16 protein-coding genes and 1 tRNA gene are annotated in these 17143 nt (G+C 39.1%); 5 read left to right on the top strand and 12 right to left on the bottom strand.

Translation table 11 applies throughout. From position 1 onward, the window contains the following. Nucleotides 1-342 precede the first annotated feature (342 nt). A complete protein-coding gene (locus AACM02_RS13220) occupies nucleotides 343-1605 on the top strand; it encodes a site-specific integrase (protein WP_087880859.1) in 1263 nt (420 codons plus the stop codon). Here the strand turns inward: AACM02_RS13220 and AACM02_RS13225 are convergent. The 9 genes from AACM02_RS13225 to AACM02_RS13265 all read right to left on the bottom strand — a co-directional run bounded on the left by AACM02_RS13225 (nucleotide 1602) and on the right by AACM02_RS13265 (nucleotide 11076). Beyond that, a complete protein-coding gene (locus AACM02_RS13225) occupies nucleotides 1602-4379 on the bottom strand; it encodes an N-6 DNA methylase (protein ID WP_026626716.1) in 2778 nt (925 codons plus the stop codon). The genes AACM02_RS13220 and AACM02_RS13225 overlap by 4 nt on opposite strands. Continuing rightward, nucleotides 4360-5643 carry a DNA methyltransferase gene (locus AACM02_RS13230; RefSeq protein WP_084158556.1) on the bottom strand — a complete coding sequence of 428 codons (1284 nt, stop codon included), beginning with the start codon at nucleotides 5641-5643 and terminating at the stop codon, nucleotides 4360-4362. Before AACM02_RS13230 ends, AACM02_RS13225 begins: the two co-directional genes overlap by 20 nt. A 76-nt stretch (nucleotides 5644-5719) precedes the next feature. After that, the gene (locus AACM02_RS13235) at nucleotides 5720-6142 is read right to left on the bottom strand and encodes a hypothetical protein (RefSeq protein ID WP_026626717.1); all 423 of its coding nucleotides are present in this window, start codon (nucleotides 6140-6142) and stop codon (nucleotides 5720-5722) included. Next, nucleotides 6126-7067, bottom strand: coding sequence for a relaxase/mobilization nuclease domain-containing protein (locus tag AACM02_RS13240; RefSeq protein WP_026626718.1), 942 nt, complete (start codon nucleotides 7065-7067; stop codon nucleotides 6126-6128). The genes AACM02_RS13235 and AACM02_RS13240 overlap by 17 nt, the downstream gene beginning before the upstream one ends. Before the next feature lie 4 nt (nucleotides 7068-7071). Further along, complete coding sequence (locus tag AACM02_RS13245) at nucleotides 7072-7311, bottom strand: plasmid mobilization protein (RefSeq protein WP_339117230.1); 240 nt, start codon at nucleotides 7309-7311, stop codon at nucleotides 7072-7074. 200 nt (nucleotides 7312-7511) lie between these two features. After that, on the bottom strand, nucleotides 7512-8435 hold the full coding sequence (locus tag AACM02_RS13250; protein ID WP_026626719.1) for a toprim domain-containing protein: 924 nt from the start codon (nucleotides 8433-8435) through the stop codon (nucleotides 7512-7514). 236 nt (nucleotides 8436-8671) lie between these two features. Beyond that, complete coding sequence (locus tag AACM02_RS13255) at nucleotides 8672-9880, bottom strand: VapE domain-containing protein (RefSeq protein WP_339117231.1); 1209 nt, start codon at nucleotides 9878-9880, stop codon at nucleotides 8672-8674. A gap of 5 nt (nucleotides 9881-9885) precedes the next feature. Then, a complete protein-coding gene (locus tag AACM02_RS13260) occupies nucleotides 9886-10170 on the bottom strand; it encodes a DNA-binding protein (RefSeq protein ID WP_026626721.1) in 285 nt (94 codons plus the stop codon). 171 nt (nucleotides 10171-10341) lie between these two features. After that, nucleotides 10342-11076 (bottom strand): hypothetical protein, encoded by a 735-nt coding sequence (locus AACM02_RS13265; protein ID WP_157279419.1) that lies wholly within the window; start codon nucleotides 11074-11076, stop codon nucleotides 10342-10344. Between the two features lie 113 nt (nucleotides 11077-11189). Between AACM02_RS13265 and AACM02_RS13270 the strand changes: the two genes are divergently transcribed. The 3 genes from AACM02_RS13270 to AACM02_RS13280 are packed head-to-tail and all read left to right on the top strand — an operon-like array spanning nucleotide 11190 to nucleotide 13104. After that, complete coding sequence (locus AACM02_RS13270; protein WP_026626723.1) at nucleotides 11190-12062, top strand: restriction endonuclease; 873 nt, start codon at nucleotides 11190-11192, stop codon at nucleotides 12060-12062. Between the two features lie 19 nt (nucleotides 12063-12081). Continuing rightward, nucleotides 12082-12795: a hypothetical protein gene (locus tag AACM02_RS13275; RefSeq protein WP_051290744.1), complete on the top strand. Its 714-nt coding sequence runs from the start codon at nucleotides 12082-12084 to the stop codon at nucleotides 12793-12795. 15 nt (nucleotides 12796-12810) lie between these two features. Then, a complete protein-coding gene (locus AACM02_RS13280; RefSeq protein ID WP_339117232.1) occupies nucleotides 12811-13104 on the top strand; it encodes a hypothetical protein in 294 nt (97 codons plus the stop codon). A gap of 143 nt (nucleotides 13105-13247) precedes the next feature. Here the strand turns inward: AACM02_RS13280 and AACM02_RS13285 are convergent. The 3 genes from AACM02_RS13285 to AACM02_RS13295 form a co-directional block, all read right to left on the bottom strand. Next, a tRNA-Asp gene (locus tag AACM02_RS13285) sits at nucleotides 13248-13321 on the bottom strand. 111 nt (nucleotides 13322-13432) lie between these two features. Next, nucleotides 13433-15559 carry a S9 family peptidase gene (locus AACM02_RS13290; RefSeq protein ID WP_339117233.1) on the bottom strand — a complete coding sequence of 709 codons (2127 nt, stop codon included), beginning with the start codon at nucleotides 15557-15559 and terminating at the stop codon, nucleotides 13433-13435. Nucleotides 15560-15587: 28 nt separating this feature from the next. After that, nucleotides 15588-16253, bottom strand: a complete 666-nt coding sequence (locus AACM02_RS13295; protein ID WP_339117234.1) for an ABC transporter ATP-binding protein — start codon at nucleotides 16251-16253, stop codon at nucleotides 15588-15590. Between the two features lie 207 nt (nucleotides 16254-16460). Here AACM02_RS13295 and pdxH point away from each other — a divergent pair, with 207 nt between their 5' ends. Further along, nucleotides 16461-17099, top strand: a complete 639-nt coding sequence (gene pdxH, locus AACM02_RS13300; RefSeq protein ID WP_339117235.1) for a pyridoxamine 5'-phosphate oxidase — start codon at nucleotides 16461-16463, stop codon at nucleotides 17097-17099. Nucleotides 17100-17143: the final 44 nt, after the last annotated feature.

The raw sequence follows: 17143 nt of genomic DNA on the forward strand, positions 1-17143 counted from the left end.
AATATTTCCAAAACTTTATTCTGAATAAAAATAAGTCAAACATCAATAAATCAAGCAGTTGATTCAAAATCAAAAACCGCCCCTTATTTAGTGGACTTTCACCACCAAGTTAACTGCCATGCACGGCACACAAACAAAAACGCTATTAATCTATTTATCAGATCAATAGCGTTATTCTTTGCGGTATGGACGGGACTCTATTCATTTTTCCACAATTTCCAATAGTTTCTAATAATTGCTTATTATCAATATATTGCAAAATTTTATTTCTAATATTTTTTGGCTATTTCGAATAGTTTTTATAGATTTGCAACACAAATACAACACAATAAATTTAGCGGTATGGCAAATTTATATTATCCCTACATCAAACCCAATTACGTCGCTGGCGACGGAAAGACTCCTTTGTATGTGCGTTATAACTACAATCGCACAAAGCGCACACTTATATCTACCGGATATACTATCAAGCCCGACCATTGGGATGATAAAAAGCGTTGGATAAAACGAGCTTGTCCGGAATTTGAGGAGATTGATTCTGCTCTGACGAAAATAACATCGAAGTTGGGAGAGATACTAACTTATGCCAAAGACAATGGTATAGACCCTATTGTTGATTTTGTGTTGCTCGAACTGGAAAAGAACCGAGAATACGAACAACGCTCTAATCGGGTAAACATGTTCGATACATTGGAGCTTTACATTGAAGAGAAAAAAGGCAAGGTGTCTGCCGACCAAATAAAGGACTATAAATCACTGAGAAAGCATCTAACCAATTTTAAGGAGCATTCATCTCAACCGGTTACATTCCGAAATCTTAATCTGAAATTCTATAATGAATTTATGGATTATCTTTTCTATAAGGCAGAGAAACCGGACGGAACGATTGGGTTACTAACCAACTCTGCGGGAAAGGTTATTAGATTATTAAAAGGATTCGTTAATTACCAAATAGCTAAAGGAACTATTCCTGCGGTTGACCTTAGTCATTTTAAGGTTGTTGAAGAAGAAACAGATGCTATTTATCTAAGTGAGAATGAACTTGCCAAGATTTATAATCTTAAGCTATCAGATGACAAGGAACTGGAAGAGATTCGGGATATATTTATTGTAGGCTGTTATACAGGTTTACGATACAGCGACCTATCTACACTTAGCCCGGAACATATTGATGTCACTAATGAAACTATCAGCTTAAAACAGAGGAAAGTCCACAAGGCTGTTATCATTCCGATGATTGACTACGTGCCGAATATCTTAGAAAAATATAATTACGACTTGCCAAAAGTTCCCAGCTATAAATTCAATGAACGTCTAAAGGAACTTGGCAAGAAAGCCAAACTAAAACAAAAGGTAGAAGTCGTCCGTAAGAAAGGGAATCTTCGGGTAAAAGAAGTCCATGAGAAATGGGAAATGATGTCTTCACATACTTGTCGCCGATCATTCTGTACCAATATGTATCTATCCGGCTTCCCTGCCGAAGAACTTATGCGAATATCCGGACATAAAAGCCCTGCAGCCTTTATGCGATATATTAAGGTCGATAATATGCAGGCGGCGAACAGATTGAAAGAACTTAGACAAAAGTTGTCTAAACAAACTTAGCTATCAATCAACACTTCCTTAACCGCAAATCTGATTTTATAGAGATGTAAGAGTGATTTTTTGATAGACTCATAATATTCTTGAATACCATATATCTCGAATAGCATCATTTCAAAATTCACTCTATCTACCTGTTCCATTTCCTGTTCCAAATTCAATCTATCTCTCCTCATGATTGGAGCAAAAGCCTCGATTATACGTGCCTTGTCTTCGGAAGATAATATGTCAGGATTGAGCATTTTGAAATCCGATTCGAATTTGGTCGCTCTTAAATCTAATGCTCCAAGACCCCTTCCAAATCCCATGCACTCAATAAAGAACATACTTAAAATGCTATTAAAGAGTGCGAGGAATAACGATTTATCCTCTCCTCGATACTCTTCTTTCAATGATAAGCCGATTAATCTCTGGTCTATAAAAGATCGTTCCTGAAGCATTGGGATAAACAAACTCTTATCATAGTTAACATTCGCAACAAAATCAGCCATATTATCGGTTTTCATCTCATACCAATACATATTAGCTCGCTGAAGTGACTGTGTTAAGGGAACTCCTGTTTCATTAACTTGATTTTCAAAATGTCGAATCCAATTCAATGCCCCAACATGATTCAACTCTTCAAGTTCCTGAATACTTCGAGAACAGCAGAATGCATCTTTATTTGTGGTACAAGTTAATGCTGTTGTTTGTCTCAGATTTTTAAGAACTGGTTTAATATATTCTTCCTCAATTTCATGCCCTTCAGCAGGATAAAACAACTCATTCCAACCTCGCCTTTCACCTCTTGTAAAATCAAAAAATTGATTACAACTCACAATCTGATCAGCGATCTCAGGTAGCCAGGTTATTTCAGCAAAGTACGCACACCATGGAATTCCAATAGACTCAAACTCGTGAATATTAGCAACTGTATATTGCTGATTAGTTAAATGTCGGTTTTCTCCATTCACGAGAATTGCATCTGCTACTTGTCGTGTGTCATTTACGTTTTCGATGAACTCATTCAGTGTTGTAAATGTTATAGTTCTATCCCTATCTTCTTCTGCTCCCACAGCATTTTTCTTAGTGGCAGTTATTATAGTCGTTACTACTTCTGCATTATGAAACCATTTGCCTTTACCTGAAATAACTATATTTTCAATACTGTAGAATTGTTGGAATAATCTTAGGAAAATATCGCCATAATCTGTCCCCATCCATGCATTAGATAAAATAAAGCCGACTTTACTTTCTTCTCCTAATATTCTGTAAAGGTAGAAAGGGATATAGGCAAAGATATCACTTTTGCCACTTAGAGATAGATCTAGCCCTGTCTCATTTCTTATCCATGTATTTATATCCGCTATGTCTGGATTTAATTCTTTAATAGCCTTTTCTCGTATGAAAGGTAAATTAGATACAATATAGTTCATATAAGGTAGTTCCTTTTCTACCTCCGCTCCATCATTCGGATTATGAAACTTGATTCTTTGGCCAACATTTAGTTCTATTACATCTGAACTGAAAATATTAACTATTTCGCCTATATTATCAGGTTTTGAAAGAGTTAGTGTTGCAAGCTGTATCGGAAATGAATGCTTATCTGAAGCCCATATTGATGATAGAATTTCATTATGCGGGATATCATATTCCTCTTTCAGCAAGTAAGCCTGATTAATAATAGTCCCGGTTCCACAGCATGGATCAAAAACATTTAATTCCTTATTCTCTATTGTTAACCGCACAAGCAGGCTAGCCAAATTTACTGGTGTTGAAAATTGGCCAGCCACCTTTCTTTTTGCGGCATCAATTGACGATTGCAACAATACATGTAACACCTCAATATCAATATCTTGGATGTTTATAGTTGTAAGATACTGACTAATTTGTATGAGTTGCGCCCAAGCAGTAGATGAAATACACTCTTGAGCTAAGTTTTTGTTGAATATATTCCAGAAATCACAATTAGTCGATATATCAGAAATTATTTGTTCCGCTTCTGCAATACTAGTTGCATCAGTTATTGTTTCTATAGAGCGGGCTTCATTGAAGTAGCGTTTCAATATATGAGCGAAGACAATCTTAATAACCCAATCAGTCAAGATAACTTTTGACAAAGTTGGCAGTTGATGTGGTTTATCACTTTCTTTTGATGGATTATAGCCGTATTCAGATGCAGAGGAAAGCCACCATTGATTAATCTCGGCCGCAAACCTTGCGCTAGCTCTCATTCGCAGCTTCAAATTACCCACAGTGGATGCTACATTCTCTAGAATTACATCAATTACAGTATCTACCGCTAATATTTCGAATGCCGTATCGCTAATCTCTCCTGCTTCGAAAAAATTATTTAAATCTTCCAGGATTTGATGCAGCAATGCCTTCCATAAAGCTTCTTTTGGTTTTACTTCATTCCTATTATTTATGTCGATACTATCCCAAGTCTTATATATAGAGAAAGACTCCCCATCTTTAACATATAATGCAGCGGTCTTAACATTCCAAACAAGAAAACTATCACGTTTAAGAATTCTTGCCTTTTTCTTTGCATTATCAATTAAATCTGGGTCATTAATCGCTGTATCAGGCATTTTCAGCTCCCATCCATGAAGAATATCCTCTTTGTCAGTATCTTTGAAGAGCAATACATCAGGAAATAAGCTCGATTTGTTTTCATTAATAGTATTTTCTCCTCCTGCGCTTTTAAAATACCATCGTTTTCTTGATAGATATAGGCAAATTTCTGAAATGACATCAATCGCCCAACTACGTTCGTTATAATTTATTTTCGCCATAATATTGATAATCAGCAATAAGTTTTGTTTCTTTATATAATACTTTATGATATTCTGCGATTGGCTCTTGAAATAATTTTAAAGTCGCATCTTCTATTTCTTTTCTTTTTAGTGCTTCCTTTATTCTATTGATGCTGATTTCAACATAATCGACAATATCAACCTTATGCAATAAAGCATTTTCATTTTTTTCAATGCCAATGAATTGTCGATTTTCAAGCAATGCAGAGACTAGAAAACTACCACTTCCACAAGCATTATCCAAAACAATATCTCCAGGCTTCGTATATGTTTTTATTAAATATCGACCTAATTCCACTGGTTTTTGTGTCGGGTGCACCACTGGTCCTTCACTTTCTGCCGTTTTAATATAAATATAATCATCAACAGGTACATCATCATAAAAAATAACATCATTAGGGTATCGCTTCCCGTTACTTTTTACATGTTTAGGCTTAAAATCACCATAACTACCTGTATTTTGATCTTTTCTGACCCCTTTGTCATAGGGTTCTCCATCAGTCATTTGAGGATTATATGTTGGCTGCTTTTTGTAAAAGATACAAACATCTTCATGCTTTCTAAGAGGTTGTTTCTTTGCATTGAGAAAATTTGTTGGTTTAGATTTTATCCAAACAATCTTATATTTAAACAATTTCTCATTACTACATATGAGTTTAGCGGTAAAAACACCTTGAGCTGTTAGAGCAATTACTCCATCATCTTTTATTATTCGTTCATATTCTGTCCATAATTCTTCTAAATTGATAACAGAATCCCATTTATTTTGCGTTGTCCCATATGGAAGGTCGCATAAAATCATATCAATAGATTTATCTGGAATAATTTGCATAACCTCTAAACAGTCACCCTGTATAACCTTATTAACTATACTGTTGATATCCTGTAGCTGCTTGGGATTCCCATTTAATTCATAGGAAAATTCTTTTTTATTTGTAGTATAATATTTGATTTTTGATTCCGCAACTTTCAATGTTTCAATGTCAACATCCTCCTCTATAATCCTATAGGCAAATTGATCACTCAAGAATTCAGCCAGTAGTTTTTTCTCATCTATAATAAAAAAAGAAGCGATGTTTCTTATTTGTTGTCTTGTTGGCAACCTTTCGTTTCTCTCTATTTTTGCAAGTAGAGAAGAGTCTATGCTTATATTTGCTGAGACATCTTTCAAGCTAAAACCTGCAGTTTCCCTTAATCTCCTAAGGTGCTCACCAAAAGTAATGTTTTGATTTATATTATTCATTATGATTCGATATTTTCAGCAAAGGTAGTAAATAAAACCACAATTGGACAAATTTTGTCCACAATGTTTTCTTTATCTATTTTTCCGGTTTCATTTCCTCATACATTTGATACCAATACACCGCTTTCTCTTTCCATTCCCTATATTCATGTATGAAATATCCGGAAAGAAATGCCGATGCCAGTGTGATAACCCACATAGCAATATACCATTTCAAGCCTTTAGATGGCTGTTTGACTTTTCGGAGCTTATTCTCCATTTCGTTGATGAAGTTCCGGTTCAGTTGCTCAAACTTAGCCGTATCAATTGAAATCCGTCTCTCGTATAGGATATTCACGCTCTCCCTGACTTGGCTTGCCGCTTCATCGTTCGTCTGAGATATTTCCCGAAGTCGGTCGATTTGAGCGGACAGGATGTTATCTACTGTTTCGCGGGAAATATCTTCCTTGCCTGCGAACTTATTTCTTCGCTTGGTAGGTTTATTATTGCTGTCGTCCATAATATCGTTTTTTAGTTTTCTTCTTTTTATGTTTCAATGTATTATCATCTTCTTCAGGACTATGTCCATTGGGAGTAAGCAGATCGGCCAATAGCGAAGCAATACTGGGGCTTACTCCCGAATAGGATTGTTGATTGCCTACATCTTGGTTGTAGTTCTGCTGAACCTGTTGCGAATGGCTCTCTCCCGGTGAAGAAGAAAAGTTCTTGGTAAGCGAACGAAATCCGAACTCCTTTCCGATTTCTGAAGCCTTGAATGTCTCCCCCTCGTAAGTGAACCGAATGCCATAGATCTTGCCCTGTTTATTCTTTGCGGGTTCAATGCTGATACCCTCTTCCTCCAATCCATGCAAAAAGTCCTCTAAACTCGCATTTCTGAATAATTCATAATAAGCAATCTTTTGGAGCTTCTCTTTTGTCTGCTGACGTGCCGGGTCTGCATAGGTTTCCTGATGCTCTTTTTGTTTCTGAACATCTTTGGCAATCGTTAATCCCATTTCACGGCTTATCTCTTCCGCTATTTTTGCCGAACGATTACTCATAAAGGTGGTGTCGAATACTTTACTATCAACCCCGATACGGTTTGCTATCAAATGGATATGCGGTTTTCCGGTGTCTTTATGGGTACAGGCTATCCATTGATTATTCAGCAACCCCATTTTATTGGCGAATGTCCGAGCAATCTTAATCATATCTCCCGGCTTTAGCTTGTCTATATCCTTTGGAGATATGCCTATCTCGTAACGCATATACTTGTTTTTACATCGGTAGTTGTGCTGATTAACCATTTCAAACTCCCGGAGAATGTCGACAGGCGTATCACTCTCAATCATGTTCCTGCCGACTATCTTATCCAGTTTGCCCTCACGCAAGGCGTATTCAATCGCATTGCCTCCGTGTGCTATCGCTTTTCCTTTTCCAATCATACGCTTAGAAGAATCGGTTATACAATTGCCGGGATTGTTCCAGATACTCCGCAATGGCAACGACTAATTGCGGGTCTTTGTTTCGTATCAGGTTGGAGAGCCGGGAAATGGCATTATTATGTTCTTTCAGTTCCCGGAAGTATGCTATTTCTGTCGGGCTTAGCTTCGGGCTGGCAAGTATCCGACCGGTCAGGCATTGCTTCCGACAATACTCGGAAAGGCTTACCCCCGACCTTTTAGCCATGCCCTCGATTCTCTCTTTTTCTGATTTAGTACAACGAAATTTTATATAGCTATTTTTCATTTTTATCTGATTATATGAATTAAAAACTGTCGAGAGCGAAGCGATTGCAGTTCCCCCGCCAGCGAAAGCGGTTCAGGCGGCAAGCGCAGTTTGTGGTAACAAACTGACGTCTTGCAATGCACTTCGCGCATAGGGTAGCACTACAACCCGCGCCCTTTCTTTCTCATTGGAATCTGCCGTTTAAATGAGGAGACGGCATTGTTCTCTCCGACCTCTTTTTTCGGCTTGGACTTATCCCGCCAGTAATCGTTCAGGTCTTTATGGTTTCGATAGAAAACAGACTGGTCGATTACTTCTTTACCTACCGGGCTTAAACTCTGAACAGCCCGCTTTCCGGCTTCATCGTTATCAAAGAAGGCGTGTATTGTTTGGTGGGTTTGAAGAAACGGAATCGCTTTCGGAAGATTGGCGATTGAGTTTAATATCGCCGAATCGATTTTTGGCGAAACATTCTGTTTTAATGAGAGATAAGAGAGAAAATCCATAAAACCCTCGAATACCATAACCGAATTGCTACCGTTGTTTATAATCGTGATATTCTTCGGGGTGGTACTTCCTTTGAAATATCTGTTCCGGAGCTCCCAGCCTCCGGCATCGTTCCGAAAGCCAACAGCAAAATAAGGTTTGTCCGCAATGGAATAATGGACTTCCGAACAATGGTGCTTTGCAATATCGGTATCTATACCACGCTCTTTCAGGTAATCAAGTAAAGCGGAATGATTGAGCGGTTGTATATCGGTAATGGTTAGTGCCGATTCTCGGTTTGTCGGTTTCGAAGAAACCTCCGGAATGTTATTCCGATGAAAGGAAAAAGAGTTTTCCAACTGCCGGAATGCTTCTGCCAGCGAACAATTCTCTAATTTCATCACAAGGTCAACTATTGAACCGCCCTCATCCGCTCCGAAGTCGTACCATAAATCTTTGTCGTAATCGACTTTGAAACTCGGGTTATTGTCATCCCTCAAAGGAGAGATATACATTCCATAATATCCCCGGTCTTTTACGGGATGGATTCCTTTATTATCAAGGTATTGTTTTATACTGATATAATTTGAATTTTTCATTTTCTTATTTTTTAGCTGTTTTACTTACTACATAAGTCAATCTGTTTATCACGCTGATAATCAATTATATTTATGTAGTATGATTCTTTTCTGTAGTAACTACTACTTTGTAGTAAGGTAGTAGGATGAGAGTAAGATGCGGATTTTGCTTCTTACTACGTCTTAATCCCTTTTCTTTCATTGGAATATATAGGATTGTAGTAAGGTAGTAAGAAGAATAAGCCATATCTGTATTTCTATATATCACGGTCGTAGAATGGATTCGGCATGATTTTCTTTATCCGGTAGCATTGAATCGGATTAGCTCCTTTCGTCAATCGTTTGGATAGTCGGTCAAATTCCGCTTTACGCAAGGCTTCCCCCATTCGCTTTTCGGACATCTTGACCAAAGTATATGCCTGTAAGTAGCTTAATACCTCAGAAGTCGTCATATAACATTCTTCATCAGCTTCCGGCTTCTCGAATCCTTTCAATAGCATTTCATATTCGGCCGTCTGTACATGGAATTGTTGGCTGAGCCTGTGCAGTTCCGCGATCTCTTCCTCGACAAACCAATAACGATAGCCGTTATCCAGTAGCCACATCACTTCAGAGAATACATTATCCATATTGATTTGTTCCGCTGTCTTGATGTCGATGCTGAGAACCTCGAACGGTAAGAACCTACGGCTTCCGGTCGGGTCGGTTAGAAAATCATTACCGTTGACCGATGCCATAAAGCTGGCTAAATGAGGGTATTCTTCGATATACACATCATAAGGTCGACGGTATTTAACTGCCGGAGTCGTTATCAGGTTCTTCAATTCGTTTTCATCCCGCTTGTTCAAGGCTTTCAACTGGTCATCGATATTGATAAACAGGTATTCGGCAATCATTGTCAGTACATCTTTATTCTGCGGGTCTATCTTTCCGGTAAACAGATAGCTTTTTAACGACTGCGGGCAGAGATGGTCTAACCATGTTGTTTTGAACCGCCCCTGCTCTCCAGTCAAAACCAAACAAGTATGGTTTTGACAGCCTACATCTTCTAGCGCATTGGCACTCACACCCATTAACCATTTGGTTAGGTATTCATTCCATTTTTCAGGGTTGGCGGTGGTTACGGTCTGCGCTAATTGAGAAATGTATTGGTTTTTGTCAGGTTCAAGACGTGGTAATTGCCGAAAATAGTCTTTTACTGGATGCACCTTTGGCGAAAAGTCACTTTCAAGAATGGTTCGGATGTTCTCTGCCGATGTAGAAATGCCCAGTTCGGTATCAATCCGCCGTTTGAACGAATTGAGGGCAAACTTGGTAACAGGCTGAAACGGATAATTGCTGTTCTTTATTCGATACTCCGGTTTGGATTTTATCACATTGAAACGGAAATCGTACTTCTCCTGAAAGTGTGCCTCAATCCGTTCGTTCTTGGATTGGCGGACGGAAGAATCTGTTTTCTTTTTCATCGGAATCAAGATTCTTCTGTCGTTCTACATCGGTTTAGGATAAAGTTTAGAATCTCCTCCTTATTATAGAAAATCAACTTTTCGCCGAAACGGTATTCTTTATAATGACCGAGTCGGGCATATTTGCGGACGGTAGGCGCAGAGGCTTTCAGAAGTTTGGTTGCCTCTTTCATCTTGATTAGGTTACTCATCGCCTTATCAACCGGCGACACTTGCTCTTCAGGAATACTGTTCTCAACAGCTTCCTCATTTTCTGAATTTCTCCAGAATTGATAAAATTTCTTCTTCATCTTTCGAATAATTTACGTTAATCGGAAGACAAATGTATATAACAAAATCTCTATAAATAAGCAACTTGCGCTATCGGGACAACATAGGACAACCTCTCACAGAATGGGACAAGTCCACTTGCTATGACAAGAGTAAAATAAGGAGGATAAATAGAAAATAAGGGGAGAATATCAGGCTTTAACCGATAGGTTTTCCATATCCTTTTTGATGATGGGAGTCACTTTCTCAAGCCCGATTTCGGAATAGAATTCCCGGATAGTATCCAAATGCTTTAGAAGAGTTTTGCTATCTACGTTACTACGGTTCAATGAGGGATTGGCGTGTAGTTTCGTATCGGACGGAGCTATTTTTTCTCCGATAAGCGTTTTCCATGCTAGTAATCTATCTTCGGGAGTGTATGCCGGGATAAGTTCCGAAGCTAATAGATAGCCGAAAATACGGTCACCTAATTGCTTACGACCTTTTATAGAATAACATTTGAGAATTTTATCTTTTACTACTTGTATCGTATCTTCTTTTGTTAAGTTGTTGATTTGTGTAAGAGGAGATATGCCATATAATATGGATTTTATAGCTTCATCAGATATATCATCCTGCATGAATAGCTTCTCTACTTCTTCACGCTTATTTCTTATTATCTCAGCTATATGTTTTTGTTCTCTACCTGTTCCAAAAAGCAAATTAAAAAAAGGAATGATGCTGGATATCTTTAGCACCGTATTGGTTTCTTCGGAAATTTTAGCACAGTCATCTAAAAAAACGCTTAAGTCTGTTATTTTTCCCTTGTTATATTGCAACTTAAAACTGGCATAATAGAATTTTAGGATGGAAACATCAGATGTTCCCAGCAAATTCTCATTATACATTTTACGATACCTACTCATATAATCCCAAATTGGATTCACAAAAATAAGCAGTTTTTGTGTAATTACCAGTAATTACCCATGAGGATTATGCTGTTTCCCCTAAAAACCATAAATTATTCGTAAATTGCAGCGATTTAAATTCTTAGAACAATATGGGAAGGAAGAAAACAAATGACAGAGTCCCTACTTATGATAAACTATTAGTTCCGACGCTGAAAGCCTTGAAACTATTAGGTGGCTCCGGTTCTATCGAGGAAATTAATGAGAAAGTATATGAGATAGCTAATCTTGACGAAGAAACATTAAGTATTCCTCATAAAGAGGGTGGAATGCAAAGCAAAGTTGATTATAGACTTGCTTGGGCAAGAACCTATCTTAAGAAGTATGGATTGATCGAAAATTCATCAAGAGGAATCTGGGTGTTGATAAATAATGATATAAATCCAGATTCCTTCAAATCAAATGAGATTGTAAAAAAGGTAAGGGCTGATGATAAGAGGGATGAAAAAGAACTTATTCCCTTAGATAAATTAGATACGGTTGTTGAAGACGAAACTGATGAATTAAATTGGAAAGAAAATCTCTTAAAGGTTGTTCAAAGTATTGAACCATCAGCATTCGAGAGACTTTGCCAAAGAATATTAAGAGAAAGTGGATTTGTTCAGGTTGAAGTTACTGGAAAATCCGGAGATGGAGGCCTTGATGGTAAAGGCATTGTCAGACTAAATGGATTTCTAAGCTTTCATGTTTTCTTTCAATGCAAAAGATTTAAGGATTCAGTAGCATCAAGTTATATTAGAGATTTTAGAGGAGCAATGCAGGGAAGAGCTGATAAAGGATTGTTTATAACCACTGGAAAATTTACACGTGAAGCATTAAAAGAAGCATCAAGAGATGGTGCGCCTCCAATAGATTTAATAGATGGTGATTTGTTGTGTGAGAAATTGAAGGAATTTAATCTTGGGGTTAAAACTGAATTAATAGAAGAGGTAACTATCAATCCTGAATGGTTTGAAAAAATTTAAGCTAATAATCTGATATACGATGATGAAAAAAGAAGATAAGAAAATATGTTTTGTGATATCCCCCATTGGAGAGGGAGGTTCTGAAACCAGAACCCGTTCGGATCAAATATTAAAACACATCATTACGGAACCAGTATCGCAATTAGGATATGAAGTTATTAGGGCTGATAAAATCTCTGAACCAGGAATTATTACAACCCAAATTATTGAATACATAGTAGATGCAGAGCTTGTAATTGCAGATTTAACTGAACATAATCCAAATGTGTTTTATGAATTGGCAATTAGGCATGCAATGAGGAAACCACTCGTCCAAATAATAAGAAAGGGTGATATTATCCCTTTTGATGTTGCCGCGACAAGAGTAATACAATTTGACCTCCTTGATTTGGATAGCGTTGCAGCTGCAAAAGAAGAAATATCATCGCAAGTAAAATCTATTGAATCTATTGAAACAGGAGGTAACGAAGTTCAAAACCCTATATCTGTATCCTTAGACTTAAAGGTTTTGAAAGAAAGTGGAGACGCAGAGGAGCGGTCTTTGGCTGATATTGTTGAAGCAATTTCCGACTTACGATTAGCCGTTGCTGGTATAGATAAAGGATTACAGTCCTCTAAATTAACGGAAGAGTTGAAAACTAAGATAGAAGCATTACCTTCTTTAATTGATAATAGATTATATGACCCCGAAAGAAGGAGGCGAAGGAAATTTCATCCAATGATGTTAGATTAAATAATGCATATGGAAATGAAAGAAGAAAATCCAGCCATAAGTTTTTTGATGATGATTAGCTTATTCAAGGATGATTTTCCTTGGATATATGAGATTGGGCTTGAAACTTATAAGGTTCTTAAATCTTCAAAATCCAAATCAGAAAAAGAAAAATCTCTTAAAACCTTCGAACGCTCATTGGAGATGCTTGGACATCCAATGTATAGGGAAATATTCGGTAAATCAGAAGAATTATATATGTTTAGTAAAGATATGAGGCATTATACACGCCGTTATTTGGAACGATATTATCAAGAAGAACTGAAATAATTTCCTAAATTAACTTGTTCTGCTAATATTTCCCTGTGTTGCACAATGGCGGGAAAGGAATGGGACAAATGCGAATTTGCAACACAAATGCAATACAGTAAAAAACAAAAGCCTGTCAATCAATCGATTAACAGGCTTTTCTGCGGTATGGACGGGACTCGAACCCGCGACCCCCTGCGTGACAGGCAGGTATTCTAACCAACTGAACTACCACACCGTTTGCAAATCGTTTTCGATAGCGAGTGCAAAGGTAGTTATATTTTTAAAACCTGCAAATATTTTGCCGTATTTTTTCACTTTTTCTTACACTCGTCACAGAAACTGATTACTACGTATTGGCTCCCTGTCCCGGCTTTAACCATTGATCGAACCACCGGAAAAATTCGCGCTGAAACAAAATTCCGTTCTGCGGCTTGGAAATCCAGTGATTTTCATCGGGAAAGATCAGCATACGCGAAGGAATATCCCGAAGTTGTGCCGCGTTGAATGCCATCATTCCTTGTGACGCCAGGATCCGATAATCAAGCTCGCCGTGTGTAATCATAATAGGCGTGTCCCATTTATCCACAAAGCGATGAGGGGACGTAGCGTATGTTTTCTGCGCTACTGCATTTAATTTATCCCAATAAGGCCCTCCCATATCCCAGTTGGCAAACCACATCTCTTCGGTCTCGAGATATTGCGCTTCCAGATTAAAAATTCCCGCATGCGACAAGAATGCTTTAAACCTCTTGTCGTGATTACCGGCAAGCCAGTAAACGGAAAAGCCGCCATAACTTGCCCCGGTACAGCCTAAGCGGGTTTCATCAACATACGGTTCTTGAGCGAGAGCATCGATGGCGGAGAGATAATCTTTCATGTTCTGCCCACCGTAATCACCGCTGATCTGTTCGTTCCATTCCTGTCCGAATCCCGGCAATCCACGACGGTTGGGCGCTACCACAATATATCCGTTGGCAGCCATCATTTGCAGGTTCCACCGGTAAGACCAGAACTGGCTTACCGTGCTTTGAGGACCGCCCTGACAATACAACAATGCCGGATAAGTCTTTGTAGAATCGAAGTCAGGCGGATAAACTACCCAGGTCAACATCTGTTTCCCGTCAGTAGTCTCAATCCAGCGCTCTTCCGTTTCGCCCATGGTCAGCTGCTCCAGGATGTGTTTGTTCTCAAACGAAATTTCAGTGGCTTGCCCGTTGGTAAGTTCAACGGAGTATATCTCGTCGGGTTGCGACATGGAATGGCGTTTTGCTATAAGCTTTCCGTTTCCAAGCGCAACGGATGCATAGTCGTGCTTGCCTTTGGTTATTGGCGAAATCTGTTTCGACCGGATATCGGCAGAGAACAGCTGCGTTTTGGCTTCAACGCAAGCCACCAAATAAAGGGTTTTATTATCCGTGTTCCAGATAAATGCATCGGTATTGTAGTCGAAATTCTCCGTCACATACGTCTTATCACCCGTTGCCAGGTCCATCACAAACAGCCTGTTTTTATCGGCCTCATATCCGTCACGCTCCATGCTTTGCCAGGCAAGTTTTGAACCGTCGGGCGAAAACTGCGGATTCACATCGTAACCCATCATTCCTTCGGTCATGTTTGTTGTTTTTCCGCTTTCCACATCGTAAAAAAAGATATCGGAATTGGTGGAAACGGCGTATTCCTTTCCTGTTTTTTTACGGGAGGTATATGCGATGGTTTTCCCATCGGGGCTCCAGGCCAGTTGTTCTATCCCGCCAAAAGGCAGCATGGGGGCCTCATAAGGCTCATCCTGGAGTAAATCAATAATGTTCGATACTTTATCGTCGCTGAAATCAGCCACAAACGTGTGCGGGATTTCTTCCACCCAACTGTCCCAATGCTTGTACATCAGGTTATCCACGATCCTGCCCGATGCCTCCGGCAAATCGGGATGCTTATCTTTTATGGCCTCCCCCACTTTTACGTTCTTGATGAACAGCACCTTTTTATTGTCTGGCGAAAAAACAAAACCAGTTATTCCTTCCTCCACATCGGTTATCTTTTTCATTCCGCTACCGTCGGGATTCATGATCCATATTTGTGATGTCCCGCTTTCGTTGCTTATGAACGCGACCTTCTTCCCCCCCGAGATCCATTGCGGATTGCTCTCTCTGGCATTGGTGACTGTTAATTGTTTTTTATCGCTCCCATCAGTATTCATCACAAAAAGTTCGGGATTGGTCTTGTTCTGTTTAATATCGACGTAGGTAACCTGATAAAGTATTTTCGACTTGTCCGGAGACACTTCCACACTTCCTATACGTCCAAAACTATACAAAACCTCCGGGGTTATTAACCCATTCTCCACTTTTATTTTTGATCTCCCTATAGCTTCCCCCAGGTTCTTTGAATCAGTATCCGATTTCTGTTCGTTGTTACATGAGAGTAACAGTCCAGTCGTTGCCATTACCATAATAAAAAACGATTTTAGTTTCATAGAATACTTGTTTTTTGCCATTTGATTTTTAATCTGAAATCTTTTCAACAATTCTCCCATCCATCATATGAATGGTTCGATCTGTAATGGATGCCAGTTGTTCGTCATGTGTTACAATGATAAACGTTTGATTTAGCTGGCTGCGAAGTTCAAAAAACAATGAATGCAGTTCGGCTTTATTATCGGTATCAAGGCTTCCCGAGGGCTCATCGGCAAAAACGACTACGGGATCGTTTATCAGTGCGCGGGCAACTGCCACACGCTGCTTTTCTCCTCCGGATAGTTCAGCAGGCTTGTGTTCCATTCGTTCACTCAGCCCCATCATAGCCAAAAGTTTTTTTGCTTTTTTCTCCGTCGCACCCTGCTTCATGTTACCGATCAGTGCGGGTATCATAACGTTTTCCAAAGCCGTAAATTCCGGCAGAAGTTGATGGAACTGAAAAACAAACCCGATATTCTTGTTACGAAAATCCGCAAGTTTTTTCTCGCTGAGTTTACTCAGGTCGTTGTTGTCAATTAAGATTTTCCCGGAATTCGCCTTTTCAAGTGTGCCCATTATCATCAACAACGTGGTTTTGCCCGCGCCGCTGGGGCCCACAATCGATACGATTTCCCCTTTATTTACTTCCAAGTCGATCCCCTTGAGCACCTGAAGATCGCCAAAACTCTTGTGTACCTGTTTAACGTTTATCATTCGAAACATTATTTCTAAATCCTGTGCGAAGATAGCAAATTACTCTGTTTTATTGAATTCAATAGGGTTACAAGAAAAAATCGTTAGTATTTATTAACTAAACCTCACCGTCGGATAGCTATTGCATGGCTTATATTTGCAGAGCAACTCACCGTAAGGATGGACAGCTACAGGTTGTCCGCTTTCTTTATCTAAAAAGGATCGCATATGAAAAAGCTGTTTGATTTCAGGGAAGAATATAAAACCGGAGAATTGAATGAATCGGGGGTGAAAGCAAACCCGATGGAACAATTTCAGTTGTGGCTGCAGGCGGCTATCGACTCGAAAATACCGGAACCAAACGCCATGACTATTGCAACATGTACCGCAAATGGAAAACCTTCCGCCAGGGTAGTGTTATTAAAAGAAATAAATAAAAGCGGGTTTGTCTTTTTCACCAATTATCTTAGCCGGAAAGGCAGGGAGTTACTCGAAAATCCATTTGCCGCACTTGTTTTCGACTGGCATTCCATCGAACGCCAGGTCCGCGTTGAAGGACGGGTAGAAAGACTTCCTGTTCATGACTCCGATACATATTTTAACGAGCGTCCCCGAGAAGCACAAATCGGTGCCTGGAGTTCACAGCAAAGTAAAATATTAAATAACCGTGAAGAGTTGGAACAACGTCAAGTCTCTTTCGAAGAAAAATTCAACAATCGTAAAATTTTCCGCCCGTCCAATTGGGGAGGATTTATTCTTCTCCCCGCAACTATCGAATTCTGGCAGGGACGTCCAGGACGATTGCACGACAGACTTGTTTATCTTAGGACAGAAGAAGGGTGGACGTTGCACAGACTGGCACCTTGAAGTAGCGCCTGCTTCAGCTTCCCATGAATACGAAAGCGTCGCCT

It is taken from the genome of Petrimonas sp. (assembly GCF_963921705.1).
GTDB lineage: Bacteria > Bacteroidota > Bacteroidia > Bacteroidales > Dysgonomonadaceae > Petrimonas > Petrimonas sulfuriphila.